13 protein-coding genes and 1 pseudogene are annotated in these 14,248 nt (G+C 69.0%); 6 read left to right on the top strand and 8 right to left on the bottom strand.

The features are described 5' to 3' along the window. Nucleotides 1-539: pseudogene (locus IZR01_RS27640) on the bottom strand (hypothetical protein); the annotation flags it as partial. Between IZR01_RS27640 and IZR01_RS27645 the strand changes: the two are divergent. Both IZR01_RS27645 and IZR01_RS27650 read left to right on the top strand, forming a co-directional pair. Next, a complete protein-coding gene (locus IZR01_RS27645) occupies nucleotides 538-861 on the top strand; it encodes a L,D-transpeptidase (protein ID WP_267254895.1) in 324 nt (107 codons plus the stop codon). The pseudogene IZR01_RS27640 and the gene IZR01_RS27645 overlap by 2 nt on opposite strands. A 92-nt stretch (nucleotides 862-953) precedes the next feature. After that, entirely contained in the window at nucleotides 954-2,390 is a 1,437-nt protein-coding gene (locus tag IZR01_RS27650; RefSeq protein ID WP_194925549.1) for a GuaB1 family IMP dehydrogenase-related protein, read from the top strand. A 260-nt stretch (nucleotides 2,391-2,650) separates the two neighbouring features. Here the strand turns inward: IZR01_RS27650 and IZR01_RS27655 are convergent, their stop codons facing one another. After that, nucleotides 2,651-4,375, bottom strand: a complete 1,725-nt coding sequence (locus IZR01_RS27655; protein ID WP_194925550.1) for a YibE/F family protein — start codon at nucleotides 4,373-4,375, stop codon at nucleotides 2,651-2,653. A gap of 293 nt (nucleotides 4,376-4,668) precedes the next feature. Between IZR01_RS27655 and IZR01_RS27660 the strand changes: the two genes are divergently transcribed. Then, nucleotides 4,669-5,001 (top strand): YnfA family protein, encoded by a 333-nt coding sequence (locus tag IZR01_RS27660; protein WP_194892278.1) that lies wholly within the window; start codon nucleotides 4,669-4,671, stop codon nucleotides 4,999-5,001. A 15-nt stretch (nucleotides 5,002-5,016) separates the two neighbouring features. Continuing rightward, entirely contained in the window at nucleotides 5,017-5,757 is a 741-nt protein-coding gene (locus IZR01_RS27665; RefSeq protein ID WP_194925551.1) for an MBL fold metallo-hydrolase, read from the top strand. A 25-nt stretch (nucleotides 5,758-5,782) separates the two neighbouring features. On the opposite strand, the gene IZR01_RS27670 is transcribed toward IZR01_RS27665, so the two are convergent. The 5 genes from IZR01_RS27670 to IZR01_RS27690 all read right to left on the bottom strand — a co-directional run bounded on the left by IZR01_RS27670 (nucleotide 5,783) and on the right by IZR01_RS27690 (nucleotide 11,427). Then, complete coding sequence (locus tag IZR01_RS27670) at nucleotides 5,783-6,808, bottom strand: Ig-like domain repeat protein (protein ID WP_194925552.1); 1,026 nt, start codon at nucleotides 6,806-6,808, stop codon at nucleotides 5,783-5,785. A gap of 158 nt (nucleotides 6,809-6,966) precedes the next feature. Then, a complete protein-coding gene (locus tag IZR01_RS27675; RefSeq protein ID WP_194892281.1) occupies nucleotides 6,967-8,121 on the bottom strand; it encodes a cytochrome c oxidase assembly protein in 1,155 nt (384 codons plus the stop codon). A 126-nt stretch (nucleotides 8,122-8,247) separates the two neighbouring features. After that, entirely contained in the window at nucleotides 8,248-9,666 is a 1,419-nt protein-coding gene (locus tag IZR01_RS27680; RefSeq protein WP_194925553.1) for an ABC transporter substrate-binding protein, read from the bottom strand. A 73-nt stretch (nucleotides 9,667-9,739) separates the two neighbouring features. Further along, on the bottom strand, nucleotides 9,740-10,570 hold the full coding sequence (locus IZR01_RS27685) for a carbohydrate ABC transporter permease (RefSeq protein ID WP_194925554.1): 831 nt from the start codon (nucleotides 10,568-10,570) through the stop codon (nucleotides 9,740-9,742). Continuing rightward, nucleotides 10,567-11,427: a carbohydrate ABC transporter permease gene (locus IZR01_RS27690; protein ID WP_194925555.1), complete on the bottom strand. Its 861-nt coding sequence runs from the start codon at nucleotides 11,425-11,427 to the stop codon at nucleotides 10,567-10,569. Before IZR01_RS27690 ends, IZR01_RS27685 begins: the two co-directional genes overlap by 4 nt. Before the next feature lie 530 nt (nucleotides 11,428-11,957). On the opposite strand from IZR01_RS27690, the gene IZR01_RS27695 reads away from it, so the two are divergent. Next, nucleotides 11,958-13,028 (top strand): DUF475 domain-containing protein, encoded by a 1,071-nt coding sequence (locus IZR01_RS27695; protein ID WP_194925556.1) that lies wholly within the window; start codon nucleotides 11,958-11,960, stop codon nucleotides 13,026-13,028. 71 nt (nucleotides 13,029-13,099) lie between these two features. On the opposite strand, the gene IZR01_RS27700 is transcribed toward IZR01_RS27695, so the two are convergent. Further along, nucleotides 13,100-13,573: a nuclear transport factor 2 family protein gene (locus IZR01_RS27700; protein WP_194892285.1), complete on the bottom strand. Its 474-nt coding sequence runs from the start codon at nucleotides 13,571-13,573 to the stop codon at nucleotides 13,100-13,102. 146 nt (nucleotides 13,574-13,719) lie between these two features. Between IZR01_RS27700 and IZR01_RS27705 the strand changes: the two genes are divergently transcribed. Then, nucleotides 13,720-14,208 (top strand): ATP-binding protein, encoded by a 489-nt coding sequence (locus tag IZR01_RS27705; RefSeq protein ID WP_194892286.1) that lies wholly within the window; start codon nucleotides 13,720-13,722, stop codon nucleotides 14,206-14,208. Nucleotides 14,209-14,248: the final 40 nt, after the last annotated feature.

The raw sequence follows: 14,248 nt of genomic DNA on the forward strand, positions 1-14,248 counted from the left end.
CTTCTGCAACCCGCAGCCGAACCCGGGTCCAACCACCAACTCGATGCCGAGTCAGGAGGGCGGGACGAGGCCGGCGCGTTGCTCGCTGTGGCGGGCGCGGTGGCGATCGGCATGACAGGGTGCTCGACGGGTTCGGGCGGGAGCAAGAGCTCTACTACAGACAGCGTGCAGCAGGCGGCTGCCGGGGCCGGCACGTCTTCGACGACCTCTTCGTCGACCGTGCCGACACCGATACCGACACCGACACCGACTCCGACGTCGGCGGGGACCAGCAGTTCGGCGAGTTCTACCTCGACCGCCTCTACCTCTACCTCGACGTCCTCGGACGCGCGGTCCAGCTCTTCGCCGAGCGCCCCGTCGTCCACCTCGAAGCCGTTGACGCACCCGACCACGAAGCCCTCGACGCCGGTCACCACGCCCAAGCCGCCGGTCCAGCACGGCAGCGGCTCCGGCTGGCTGGCCGGCGTACCGCTAGGCAGCAACAAGCCCGGCGCTCTGGACCCGCGGTGTATGACCGGCCGGGTGGTCTGCATCGACATGAGCACGGACACGCTGCTGTGGGTGGTCGACGGCAAGCCGCAGTACGGGATGGACGTGCGCTTCGGCGACGAGAACAACCCGACGCGCAAGGGCAAGTTCGACATCTACATGAAGATGGAGCACTGCATCTCGACGATCTACCACACGTCGATGCCGGACGCGATGTTCTTCAGCGGCGGTGAGGCGGTGCACTTCTCGATCGACTTCGCGACCTACGGCTACGCGCACCGCTCGCACGGCTGCGTGAACGTCCGCGACCGGGCCGCCGTCGAGCGGCTGTTCGCGGACACCCGGGTCGGGGACACCGTGGTGGTGTACTGAGCCGGTGGTGTACTGAGCCCGCGGGCGTCTCCCGGTGACCCCGGTCACCACGTGGGGAGGCGCCCCTGACCGTTTTGATACAGTCTTACTACGTGCGTTTCCTCAACGATTACTCCCCGCCGTACGACCTGACGTACGACGACGTCTTCATGGTCCCAGCGCGTTCCCAAGTCGGTTCCCGACTGGCCGTGGACCTCAGTTCCCACGACGCGACCGGGACCACGATCCCGCTGGTCGTGGCCAACATGACCGCCGTGGCCGGCCGCCGGATGGCCGAGACCATCGCCCGCCGCGGCGGGCTCGCGGTCATCCCCCAGGACATCCCGCTCGACGTGGTCTCCGAGGTCATCGGCTGGGTCAAGGACCGCAGCCCGGTCTACGACACCCCGGTCACGCTCGCGCCGACCAGCACCATCGGCGAGGCGCTGGCGCTGCTGCCCAAGCGGGCCCACGGGGCGCTGGTCGTGGTTTCCACCGACGGGCTCCCGGTCGGGATCGTCACCGAGGCCGACTGCGCCGGCACGGACCGGTTCACCAACGTCGGCGACATCATGTCCCGCGACCTGCTGACCATCCCGGACGGCACCACCCCCCACGCGGCCTTCGACGCCCTGGACGGCAAGCACCGGCTGGCCCCCGTCGTGGACTCCGACGGCCGCCTCAAAGGCCTGTGGACCCGCAGGGGCGCCCTGCGCTCGGCGCTGTACAAGCCGGCGCTCGACGACCAGGGCCGGCTCCGAGTCGCCGCCGCGATCGGCATCAACGGCGACGTCGCGGCCCGGGCCAAGGAACTGCTCTCAGCCGGCGCCGACGTACTGGTCATCGACACCGCGCACGGCCACCAGGAGAAGATGTTCGAGGCCCTGGCCGCGGTCCGCGCCCTCAACCCGGGCGTGCCCCTCGTGGCCGGCAACGTGGTGTCCCCGGAAGGCACCCGCGACCTCATCGAGGCCGGCGCGGACATCGTCAAGGTCGGCGTAGGCCCCGGCGCAATGTGCACCACCCGCATGATGACCGGCGTCGGCCGCCCGCAGTTCTCGGCCGTCTACGAATGCGCCGCCGAAGCCCGCCGCCTAGGCAAGCACGTCTGGGCCGACGGCGGCGTCCGCCACCCCCGCGACGTAGCCCTGGCCCTAGCCGCCGGCGCGTCGAACGTAATGATCGGCTCCTGGTTCGCCGGCACCTACGAATCCCCGGGCGACGCCGTCCGCGACGGGGACGGAAGGCTCTACAAGGAGAACTTCGGCATGGCCTCCGCACGCGCGGTCCGGCTGCGCACCGCCGACGACTCCGCCTTCGACCGCGCCCGCAAGGCCCTGTTCGAGGAGGGCATCTCCAGCTCCCGCATGTACCTGGACCGCGACCGCCCCGGCGTCGAGGACCTCATCGACGCCATCACGGCCGGAGTGCGCAGCTCGGCTACCTACGCCGGAGCCAAGGACTTGGAGCAGTTCCACGAGCGGGCAGTGGTGGGCGTGCAGAGCGCTGCCGGGTTCGCGGAGGGGAAGCCGCTGCACAGCAGCTGGTAGCGCCCTAAGGCCGCCAGGCGCGTAGCGAGCACTGTGGTTGATGCGTAGAGCGCTGCCGGGTTCGCGGAGGGGAAGCCGCTGCACAGCAGCTGGTAGCGCTCCATAGCGGCCAGGCGCGTCCCGAGGCTGCGGTTGATCCGAAGAGCGCTGCCGGCTTGGCCGCATATCAGCTCGGCGGTCAGTACATCTAGAGCGTGAGGCGCGTATGGGCTCCCATACGCGCCTCTTCGCTGTCAGCTGTGGCCGTCAGCGGTAGTTCGTTATCGCCCGTAGTACGGCGGCGGGCTCTGCTGTTGCCCGCCATAGGGATCGCTGCCGTATGGGTCACTCCCATAAGGGCTCTGACCATAAGGATCTGCCACAGGCTGCGGCTGCGCTTGTGGTTGTGGTTGTGGCTGCGGTTGTGGTTGTTGCGGCTGCGGCGCGGGTGCCGGAGCCGTTGCCGGGAAAGGCGCAGGCCGCGGCGTGCGGTGCGGACCGCTGCCGTTCCCGACCCGCGTGCCGTCCACGTTCCACTCGCCGCTCCGTCGGCTCTCCGGCATCCGCGGGACCGGCGCGGGGCGGCCCGCGGCGCCCCCGCCGGGTCGGCTCGGTCGCGTGATGGTCGTCGTGCTGTCGGTGAGTACGTCGTCGTCCTTGAGGCTGTCGATGACGCTGCGGCGGCCCCGGCGCTCGCGCAGGTCCGTGGAGGACAGGCGCGAGCGTTCCGAGCCGGTCTTGGCGCCGCCCTCGCTCGCGGCGAAGTACGCAGCCAGGGCCGTGGTCACCGGTACCGCCGCGGCCAGGCCGATCGAGCCGACCAGGGTGCGGACGATATCCTCGGCCACCACCTCGGAGCCGGCCGCGCCGGTCCAGCCCTGGCTGGACGTGGTCAGCAGCACGAACAGTGGCAGGCTGCCACCGGCATAGGCCAAGACCAGGGTGTTGACGGTCGAGCCGATGTGGTCCCGGCCGATGCGCATTCCGGCGCGGAACAGGTCGGTGGCGCCCAGCGACGGGTCGGCGGCCTTCAGTTCCCAGACCGAGGACACCTGCGTGGCGGTGACGTCGTTCAGCACTCCTAGTGCGCCGATGATGATGCCGGCCAGCAGGAGGCCTTGGATGTCGACTTTGTGGAAGTAGCCCGCGACGGTCGCGGCGTTGTCGTCGCCGAGCCCTGACAGGTGGGCCAGTTTGGTGCCGAGCTCGCCGAGCGCGCCGATCAGCACCAGGCTGACCGCCGTGCCTAATACGGCCACGGATGTTCGTACGGATACCCCGTGCGTCGCGTACAGCGCGGCGAACAGGATGACGCCGGCGGTGACCGCCGCCACCTCGATCGAGTTCTCGCCGCCGACGATCGCCGGCAGCGTGAACTTGACCAGCACCGTGAACGACACGGCCAGCGCCGCGATCGCTCCGGCCCCACGCCAGCGGCCGACCACCAGGACGAACAGCGCGAACGCGATCGCCAGGCTCATCAGCGGCGGGCCGCGCTGGAAGTCCTTGATGTTGTACTGGCCGTCCGCCGGCTGGTTCTTGTCGTAGGTGAGGACCAGGCCGTCGCCGACCGAGTACTTGGGCGTGGTGGGGTCCACCCCCACGGTCACGGAGGCGGTCGAGCCCTTGGACGGGCCGCTGGTGATCTGGATCGTCAACTGGTTCTCGGTGGTGTCCTGCCCGGTCGGCGACGTGGTGCCGCCGGCCGGCGGCGTGCTGCCGTCGATCGACCCGGCCTGGACCAGTTTCGACGCCGTCACCGTGCCGTTCACCCACACCTGCGGCGGGATCGGGTTCTTCGCCGCCGCCGGCCACAGCAGCACCAGCCCGGCCACCGCCGCGGCGGCCACCGGCAGCAGCAACGCGGTGATCAGGGTCCGCAGCCGGGGCGAGGCGGGGGTCGCCGGCCCGTGGCCGTGCGAGTGCCCGTGGGAGTGTCCGCGACCGGACCCGCTCCCGCCGCCGTCGTCCTGCGCGGACCTCGATCGTCGGCTGGTCACGGCCATCGGCTCTCCGTGGGTCGGTGGTGCGGGGACGGCGCTCCGAGGCCCGCTGGTGGTGGGTCCGGGCTGCCGCCACACCATAGCGGCTGAAGGTTAGAAGGACGCTGTGGAGTGAACATCTTTGCGGACTTTTGACCGCTGTCGATGTTGGTCGGGGCGCACCTGGAATCGGTCTGAGTCATCGAGATTTGTACTGATATCAAATAGTACGAGCACGCGTCGCGGCGTGTGACGCCTTAAGCTGGCGCGCGGTCGCGGTCCCACTCGGGAGCGCTGGAGCCGGGAGGTCGGGTGCAGTGACGGTCGCGCGGTCCATCGCACTGTTCGTGGTTGCGGCGGTTCTGGAGATCGGCGGGGCGTGGCTGATCTGGCAGGGCGTGCGGGAGCATCGCGGCTGGGGCTGGACGGCGTGCGGTGCGGTGAGCCTGGCGCTGTACGGGTTCATCGCGACGTTGCAACCCTCCAGCGACTTCGGTCGGGTGCTGGCCGCCTACGGCGGGGTGTTCGTGGCGGGCTCCTTACTGTGGGCCTGGGTGGCCGACGGCTACCGGCCGGATCGCTTCGACCTCATCGGCGCGGCGATCTGCCTGGTGGGCATGGGGGTCATCATGTACGCGCCGCGCAAGTGAGGGCATCATCGACGCATGCGGGTGACGGTACTGGGCGGCAGCGGGGCGTGGCCGACGAACACTGAGGCGTGTAGCGGGTTCCTCTTACAACACGAGGGGTTCTCCCTTCTGGTCGATGCGGGCTACGGGGTCCTGCCGCGGCTGCTGGACCTGATGCCCGCGGAGCGGTTGGACGCCGTCTACATCACGCACGGGCATCCGGATCACTGCGTGGATCTCAATCCTCTGCTTCGGGCCCGGGCCCTGGGCGGGGCGGACCCCGACCCACTGCCGGTCTACGCACCGCACCACGCCTTGGACGCTGTGTTGGCGCTGGACCGGCCGGGCATGCTCGACGCGGCGCTGGACCGGCACGACTTCGAGCCGGGGGCGGACTTCCCCGTCGGGCCCTTCGACCTGCGGACCGCCCTACTGCCGCACTGGGTGCCCAACGCGGCGGTCCGGGCCACGGCCGGCGGCCGTTCCGTCGTCTACACCGGGGACGGCGGTCCGGACCCCGCGCTAGTCGAGTTGGCGCGGGGCGCGGACGCGCTCGTCGCGGAGGCCACGTATCCGGAGGTGATGGCCGCCGACGACGCCCCCTATCTGTCGACCGCCCGGCAGGTGGCACGGCAGGCTGTGGAAGCGGGTGTGGGCAGGTTGGTGCTGACACATCTGTGGGCGGGCTCGGAACCGGGGCGGTACCTCGACGCGGCGGCCGGGGAGTACGACGGCCCTACCCTGGTCGCCACCGGCGGGCTGTCCTTCGAGGCGTAGACGAGCCGGTTGGCGTACCTCCCACTCATCCCGCCGTCACGCTCACCGGACCGGAATCACTCGGAGCGTGCTCGGCGTCTCCGCTGTAGGCCGCGGAGGCGGTGTGCTCGCCCGGGCCCAACTCGGCCTTCACCATGGCCCGGCCGCCGGACAGCGGGATCGGCTCGGACGAGGCCCCGTCGACGGAGAACACCACGGTGCCGGTCGGCGCGGAGGCACCGGGGGCCCGGTGTGCCGTCGACACCCGGGCGGACATGATCACGGCGCCGTCCTCGGCGTTCGACGCTGCCAGCTTGGTGACCGTCGCGGTCTGGTCCGGGGAGGAGGACTTCGGGCTGGTGTTCTGCGGGTTGTCGCTGGACGAGCTCGGCACGCTCGCGCCGGATGCCGAGCCGGCCGCGGTGCCAGTGTCGGCACCGCCACCGGGCGCCGCAGCCCGACCGGTGCCGGTCGAGTGGCCGGCGCGGGTATGACCGGTCGAGCCGGAGCGACCGGCGCTGCTGTGCCCGGCGGCGTGAGAACCAGTGGTGTGAGAACCGGCGCTGTGAGAGCCAGTGGTGTGAGAGGTCGAGCGGCCGGTGCCGGCGCGGCCGGAAGACGTGTGCCCGGCCGTGCCCGCGTGGCCGGCGCCAGCGTGCCCGCCCGAACCGGAATGGCTGCTACCGGCGTGCCCGGTGGCGTGAGAGGTCGAGCGGCCGGAGCCGGTGTGCCCGGAGGCCGTGCTCCCGGCCGTGCCGGAGCGGCTGGCGCCAGAGTGCCCAGTGCCAGAGCGTCCAGTGTCGGAGTGCCCAGTGCCAGAGCGTCCAGTGTCGGAGTGCCCAGTGCCAGAGCGTCCAGTGCCGGAGTGCCCAGCGCCGGTGTGCCCGGTCGCGTGCCCACCCTTGTGGCTCGCGGCCTGCCCGGTGCCGGCAGTGTGCCCGGTCTCCGGCCCCGCCGGCTGCCCGGCGGCGAACGCCACCCCCGGCGCCAGCACCAGCGCGGCGGCCGCGGCCGCGACCACCGCCCCCGAGCAGCGGCGGGTCCGGGACGTCATCTGAGTCGTGCGAAACATGGTTGTCCTCCAGATCGAGGTGATCGGTGACCATCGGCGCGGTTACCGGTGGTGAGAACAACTCTCCCGGACATCCACAAAAGGGACATCCATCATCATACTGAGATCAACCTGCGGTGATCGTACGAGGCCAAATGGGTGACGATGACCCCGGCCGGTCACTCTTCCTCGATGAATCCGTACCGTCGCCCGAGCACCGGATCGGTCTCCCACCAGGGGCGGGTCCGCTTCGCGGCTTCGCCGGAGCCGCCCGCGCCGACCGTGGCCGCAGAAGTATGAGAAATAGACACCGGCGTAGACGCGTCTACGGCAACCGTCTCATCACCCTCGACGGCGGCGGCAGAACCGGCGGCGGCGGAACCGATGGCGGCAGCAGAACCGACAACGTCGGCAGCACCCGGAGCACCGACAGCGGTCGAAGCCGTGCCGTAGACGATCTCCCCGGCCGCCTCCATGGCGTCCAGCTCCGCGTCCACCTGAGCGGCCTTGTCCCGGTCCTCATCGAACATCCGCCGCCACAACGCCCCGAGGAACGGCACCCCGGCCAGGTCCCCGATGAGCCACAGCGCCCCGCCGCCCCACACCTGGTCCTGCTTGGGCGTCGGCCCCCACGGCTTGTTCAGCGCGGTGTACCAGTCCCCGGCGATCAGGTGGTGCCCGAACATCAGCGTCAGGCCCAGCGCCCCGTCCGCGATGGCCTCCGCGAACGTGATCCACACCGACACCAGGTGCGGGTACTCCTTCGGCACCGGGTCCAGGCGCAGGCGGGTCCAGTAATAGAAGAACCCGAGCCCGGACAACACGAAGCTCAGCACCCACGCCGCGCCGCGCGACCGCAGGGTGTCCTCGTAGATCGGCGAGAAGTAGACGGTGAACGGCGTCACCAGGAACATGATCGACACCACGGCCGGGAACGTCACCAGCGCCGCGACCCGCGTCGCCAGCGCCCATCGCACCGCCGCGGCCAGCCAGCGCGGGCCGCCCTCGATCATCAGCCGCACCGGCATCGCGAGCGCCAGGAAGAGCGGTGCCACCATGAGCAGCATGATGATCTGCACCGCGCGCGGCCAGAACATCACCTGCTGGTAGACGCCCAGGAAGGACATCGTCGTCCAGGCGAACACCGCCAGGCCGATCAGGAAGACGATCGTCCGGTACACCGGCCAGCGCTCGCCCCTTCGCCGCGCCACCAGCGTGCCGCTGACATAGAGCACGGCCAGGACGAGCAGTATCACCCCGACGGTCGGGTTCACCCGCCACGCCGAGCCCAGCCGGGCCCCGGTCAGTGGAGCGGGCAGTGGAACCGCCGTCAAGGCTCGCGTCACCATGGGTACAGGCCCCTGCTCAAGTCGTCGTGCGTGGTGGTTCCGCCCCGAAAAGGACGGGAAGCGCAGCCATTTTATGACTGCGCTTCCGGCGGTTCGCGGGCGGGGCGGAGGTCAGCCGCTGACCGCCGAGTTGTAGTCGCTGATCAACTTGGAGATCTTCGAGGAGGCGTCGGACAGCGCGGAGTCGGCCGAGGTGCTGGTGGTCGCCACGTTCAGCATCGCCTGCTCCAGATCGGCCCGGGCCTGCGGCATCACGCCGAGCAGGCAGCCGGCGGTGGCCGGCGTCGGCTGGGTGGCCTGCAACTCGTCGATCGCGGTCTGGAACTGCGGGTGCGCCTTGCGATAGGCGACGTCCGTCGGGTCCTGGAGCGCCGAGATGCTGACCGGGAAGTAGCCGGTCGCCTCATGCCAGCCGGCCTGCTGCTGCGCCGAGGCCGCGAACTTGGCGAACTCCCAGGACGCGCGGACCTCGGCGTCGGAGTGCCCGACCCGGTCGATCCACAGCGACGCGCCGCCGACGACCGGGCCGCCGCTGTCGGAGGCCGAGATCTTCGGGAACGGCGCGGTGGCCACGGTGAACGGCGAGGCGGACTTGGCGCCGGCGTCGACGTAGCCGCCGAGCACGCCGGTGGACTCCAGGTTCATCGCGACCTTGCCGGCCTTGAACGCCGCCTGGGCGTCCGGGGTCGGCCGGCCGGTGTTCAGCGCGTAGCCGCCCTTGACCAGGTCGGACCACCAGTTGGTGTAGGTGAGCGCCGCGCCCGAGGTGACGTTCAGCTTGGTCGCCGCGGCGGTGCGGCCGTTGCCGTTGTCGCAGTACAGCGCGCCGGACTCGGCGGCGAGCTGCTCGACGAACCAGCCGTAGTCGGCGGCGCCGAAGCCGTACTGCGTGGTCTTGCCGCTGGAGTCCTTGACCGTCAGCTTCTTGGCGTCGTCTGCCAGGTCCGCGAGGGTCTTCGGCGGATTCGCCGGGTCCAGCCCGGCCTTCTTGAAGGCCTCGGCGTTGATGTACAGCAGCGGCGCCGAGGAGTTGAACGGCATCGATTGCAGCTTGCCGCCGACGGTGAAGTAGTTGGAGATGTTCGGCTGCAGATCGGACAGCGAGTAGCCGTCCTTGGCGGCGAGGTCCGCGATCGGCACGGTCTGCTTGGAGTCCACCATGAACCGGGTGCCGACGTCGTAGATCTGCATGATCGAGGGCGTGGAGTGGCTGGAGACCGCCGTCTTGTACTTGGCGATCGCGTCGTCGTAGCTCCCCTGGAAGCTGTCCGTGACGTGGATCTTGCCCTGGTACTTGGTGTTGAAGGCGTTGACGATCGCGGTGACCGCCGTCTGGTTGGTGCCCTGCATGCTGTGCCAGAAGGTCAGGTTCACCACGCCCTTGGCGTTTGTCAGCGCGTCGGCGCCCGGGACGCCGCCGGACGACGAACCGCCCTTGGACGACGACGAACTACAGGCCGACAAAGCGACTCCGGCGGCCAGCAGTCCGGCCGCCACGCGCAGCGAGCGCGCGCGGAGTGTTCTCCTCATTGAGTTTCTCCCCTGTGAACGTGGATGTGGAGGTGGAAGTGGAAGTGGATGCGGACGGTGATCGGCATGCGTGCTACTTGACGGCCCCGCTGGTCAGGCCCTTGACGATGAACTTCTGCCCGAACACCACCAGCAGCAACGTGGGCAGCACCGAGCAGGCGACGCCGGCCAGGATCAGCCGCGGGTCCGCGGACTCGGAGTTGTTCAGCTGCGACATCCCCAGTTGCAGCGTCTGCATCTTGGGGTCGTCGGTCACCAGCAGCGGCCAGAAGTACTGGTTCCAGGCGGACAGGAACGAGTACACGGCGATCGCGGCGATGGTCGGCCGCGACACCGGCACGACGACCCGCCACAGGAACCGCAGGTGTCCCGAGCCGTCGATCTTGGCCGCGTCCCGCAGTTCCATCGGGAACTGTAGGAACGACTGCCGCAGCATGAAGGTCCCGAACGCGGAGGCCAGGAACGGCAGCACCAACGCGAAGTAGGTGTTCGCCAGGTGCGCGTTCGAGATCGTCTTGTAGTTCGGGATGATGATCGCCTCCCAGGGGATCATCAGCGTCGCCAGGAAGAGCCCGAACACGGCCTTGCGCCACTTCATCGGCAGGAAGACGAACGCGTAGGCGGCCAGCAGGGACGTCAGCACCTGGGCCACCGTGATGATCCCGGCGACGACCACGCTGTTCAGATACTGGCGGCCCAACGGGATCGCGTGGAACACGTCCGCGAAGTTCCCGGGGTGGATCCCGGAGGGGACCAGCGCCGGCGGTGCCTTGATCAGGTCGCGGGTCGGCATGATGCTGCCGGCCAGCGCGTAGTAGACCGGGAACACCACCGCGAGCGCCGCGATGATGAGGACCAGGTAGACCAGGACCTTCGCTATGCGGTCCTTCACGAGCGCGCTCACCGGTAGAACACCTTCCGCTCCAGCACCCCGAACTGGATCGCGGTGAGTACCAGCACGATGAACAGCAGGACGATGGCGTAGGCGCTGGCCGTGCCCAGGTCGCTGTTCCCGTTCTCGAAGCCCTTGTTGTAGATCGCGTACACCAGCGTCATGGCCTTGCCGCCGGGGCCGCCCTCGGGCGCGAGGATCCGGATGGAGGCGAACGCCTGTAGCGAGTTGATGGTCGACACCACTGTGAGGAAGAACAGTTGCGGCGACAGCAGCGGCATCACCACCGAGCGGTGCAGCCGCCAGCCGGTCGCCCCGTCCAGCCGCGCGGCCTCGATGATGTCGCCGGGGATCGCCGCCACTCCGGCCGACAGGACGAGCACGTTGTAACCGAGCGTCATCCACACCTGCACGACCACCACTGACAGCAGCACCCACTTGGGGTCGGTCAGCCAGCCCACCGGTTTGGTCCCGAAGTGCGCGAGCATCCCGTTGGCGATGCCGACCGCCGGGTTGTAGATCACCGCGAAGATGACCGAGGCGCTGGCCGCGGAGAACGCGAAGGGCAGGGCGAAAGCGCTGCGGAAGATCCGGATCCCCCGGATCCGCGACTCCATCAGCAGCACCAACGCCAGCGCGCCCAGGACTCCGGGGATCACGGTCATCACCGTGAACATGGCCGTGGTCCCGAGGACCTTGTAGAACCCTGAGTCCGAGAACATCTCCCGGAAGTGCTTGAGCCCGACGAAGCGCGACGAGTTCCCGAAGATGTCGCTGCCGTGGGTGCTCAGCACGAAGGACTGCACGAGTGGATAGAGAATGAAGATCGCGAATATCGCCAGCGACGGCAGGAGGAACAGCCAGGCCAACCCGTGATCGCGCGACAGCAGAGCGGATCGACGCCTTACGCCGCCACCCCTTGCCACCGCCAGTGTCGCGTCAGCGTCATGCGACGCCCCGTCCAACGCGGTCAAAACCCCACCCCTTTGATCAAGTGCTTGAATCAAGAGCCCGTTGCTTGACAGCGCGCGGAGCCTCGTTCCGCTGATCAGCGTGGCGGCGTCTGTCGAACGAACGGTGGCGAAGGGGAGTACCCCAGGCGACAAGTTCCCCAGAGCACGCGGATGAACCCCTTCGGGGGGCGTCTCATCATGCTCAGAACTTGCCGGAGGCCGTTTAGGGATCTTCCGGATAGGCTGGCGTGCGGGTCGTCGACCAGTGGTGGTGCGGCAGCCGAACAAGAGCCTCTTTCCTGGACCCCTGTCGTGTATTCGAAGTCTGAGTAGGGCATCCTAAGTACAGACGGTGGGTGCGCGTCACGTGGCGCCCGATCACGACGGCGCGGTCGGTTCTTCCGGCGTTCCCGGACGGCTGCGTGCTTGGCAGAAAGGGCCGTGACATGCGCGGACGGGACTTCGGTGTCGCCTACGGCGCGACACTCCTGGGCCTGGCGCTCGCCTTATGGCTCGGCGGCGTCGAATCGGCGACCGTCGTGGCGATGTTGGCCGTGCTGGAGGTGGCGCTGTCCTTCGACAACGCCGTGGTGAACGCGACCGTGCTGCGCAGATTCGACGAGCGCTGGCAACGGATCTTCCTCACCGTCGGCGTGCTGATCGCGGTGTTCGGGATGCGGTTGATCATCCCGATGCTGGTGCTGGTAGCGGTCACCCAACAGGATCCGCTGCACGTAATGAGCCGGTCCATCAACGACCCCAACGGCTACGCGCACGAGATCCTCAGCGTGCAGCCGCTGATCGCGGCGTTCGGCGGCGTGTTCCTGCTGATGATCTTCATGGACTTCTTCCTCAGCGGGCACGACCAGATCTGGCTGCCGTTCTTCGAGCGGCGGCTGGCCGCGCTCGGCGAGCGGTTCAAGCCGCTGGCGCTGGAGGCGTTCCAGGTTGTCGGCGTCGTGCTGTTTCTGCTGATCGCCGCCAGAACGTTCGCCACCGATCATCCGGTCGGGGTCCCGGTGGCCGGCGTCACCGGGCTGGTGACGTACTTCGCCATCAAACGGCTGTCCGAGGCCGCGGCGGACCGCAGCGAGGTGCTGGCGGAGAACGCGGACGCGAAGCCGCCCCAGGGCCGGCAGGCGCTGATGCTGTTCGTCTACCTGGAAGTCCTGGACGCGACCTTCTCCTTCGACAGCGTCATGGGCGGTTTCTCGGTCACCGTCGACGTCGCGCTGTTCTCCATCGGCCTGGGCATCGGCGCCGCCTACGTCCGCAGCCTCACGGTGTTCCTGGTCCGCAAGAAGGCGCTGGACCGGTACGTCTACCTCGAACACGGCGCCTACTACTCGATCGGCGTACTCGCCGTCCTGTTGTTGGTGGAGATCGGCCCCGACGTCCCGGACTGGTTGGCCTCGCTGGCCGGCACGTCCATGATCGTCGCGGCGTTCATCCACTCGGTGGTGAGGGCGCGGGGGGAAAACGAGGCGGGCGCCGAACACCGCGCGTTGAAACCCTGACGGAGCAGCCGCGCGGCGCGCGTGCCGACGCCGTCCCCGACGTCGAGCCGCCCGCCGCGAACCCGGCCCCCTCAGGACGCGTGGTGCCCGTCGCCCGCCTTTCCCGCCGTGTGCACCGCGACGGCGACCCGCCACGTCTGGAGCATGACGAGCTCTGAGATCCGCCAGCCCTTGTCAGTCCGCCGGAAGTTCACCGAGTAGTAGCCCCCGCCGGGGTTCCACATGTCGCCCTTCTGGCCCGGTATCCGTACCGACATCGGGTTGAAGAAGTGTGCCTCGGCCACGGCTGTGTCCCCGTGGATGTCGAAGCGGCGGTTCACTATGAGGTGCGCTCGTACCGGAACCATCTGTAGCGACTTCTCCAGCCACTGCTGGGCGTCCGCTACAGAGCCGCGGGGACCGCCGCTGGATTGGTAGTCGAAGACGGCGTCCGCGGTGGCCAGCCGTGTGAGCTCCGTCACCTGGTCGGTATCGATCGCCACCGCATAAGCCGTGAGCAGGTCGTCGAGAGCGAACCGGTCGGCTACAGCGCGCTCGCTGTTCAAGAGTGCCTCCAAATGAACGTGCATTCGCAGGAGTGAATCTGCCGTGCATGGGGCATGACTGCCAAGGCACGGACAGCAGGGCAACTGTACCGACGGCGGGGGAGCCGTTCCGAAACGGAACGTAGCGCGCCACTACGTGTGAGGTGATGGAAGTGCTCGGGGTCGGGCGGGAGCCGAAGAGCGGCTACCGGATCACCTTCGCGGTGCCCACGAAATCCGAGGGCGCCGCGGCGGCGCGCCGGGTGGCCCGCGAGGTCTTCGTCGACTGGGGCCTGGATCTGGACGAGCCGATGGTGGACTCAGCCGTCGTGATCATCAGCGAGCTGGTCACCAACACCGCCAAGCACGCGGCGTTGCTGTGCCGCCAGGCGGAGGTGACGCTGGCGATGGAGTACGGCTGCCTGACGGTGGCCGTCCACGATCGCCACCCGCACCGGCCCAAGGCCCTGCTGAGCCCGCACCCCGACGACAGCGGCGGCTGGGGACTTCAGTTGGTGCGCGACCTGACCGCGGAGGCCGGCGGGCGGACCGAGGTGCCGGCGGATCCGGACGGTGGCGGGAAGACGGTGCGGGTAGAGCTGCCTTTGCGGGCGGTCAGCTATTGGGCGTTGGACAGTACGGTCGGCGCCGCGTAGCGGAGGATCGTCCAGCGATCGCCAGACAAACGTATGGTGC

The organism is Catenulispora pinisilvae, from assembly GCF_015356865.1.
GTDB lineage: Bacteria > Actinomycetota > Actinomycetes > Streptomycetales > Catenulisporaceae > Catenulispora > Catenulispora pinisilvae.

Bases quoted from the DNA above. Each gene is read 5' to 3' on its own strand.
- IZR01_RS27655 (WP_194925550.1), bottom strand. From the start codon at position 4,375: ATGGCCGTGACCAGCCGACGATCGAGGTCCGCGCAGGACGACGGCGGC.
- IZR01_RS27645 (WP_267254895.1), top strand. From the start codon at position 538: ATGAGCACGGACACGCTGCTGTGGGTGGTCGACGGCAAGCCGCAGTAC.
- IZR01_RS27670 (WP_194925552.1), bottom strand. From the start codon at position 6,808: ATGTTTCGCACGACTCAGATGACGTCCCGGACCCGCCGCTGCTCGGGG.
- IZR01_RS27665 (WP_194925551.1), top strand. From the start codon at position 5,017: ATGCGGGTGACGGTACTGGGCGGCAGCGGGGCGTGGCCGACGAACACT.
- IZR01_RS27680 (WP_194925553.1), bottom strand. From the start codon at position 9,666: ATGAGGAGAACACTCCGCGCGCGCTCGCTGCGCGTGGCGGCCGGACTG.
- IZR01_RS27695 (WP_194925556.1), top strand. From the start codon at position 11,958: ATGCGCGGACGGGACTTCGGTGTCGCCTACGGCGCGACACTCCTGGGC.
- IZR01_RS27705 (WP_194892286.1), top strand. From the start codon at position 13,720: ATGGAAGTGCTCGGGGTCGGGCGGGAGCCGAAGAGCGGCTACCGGATC.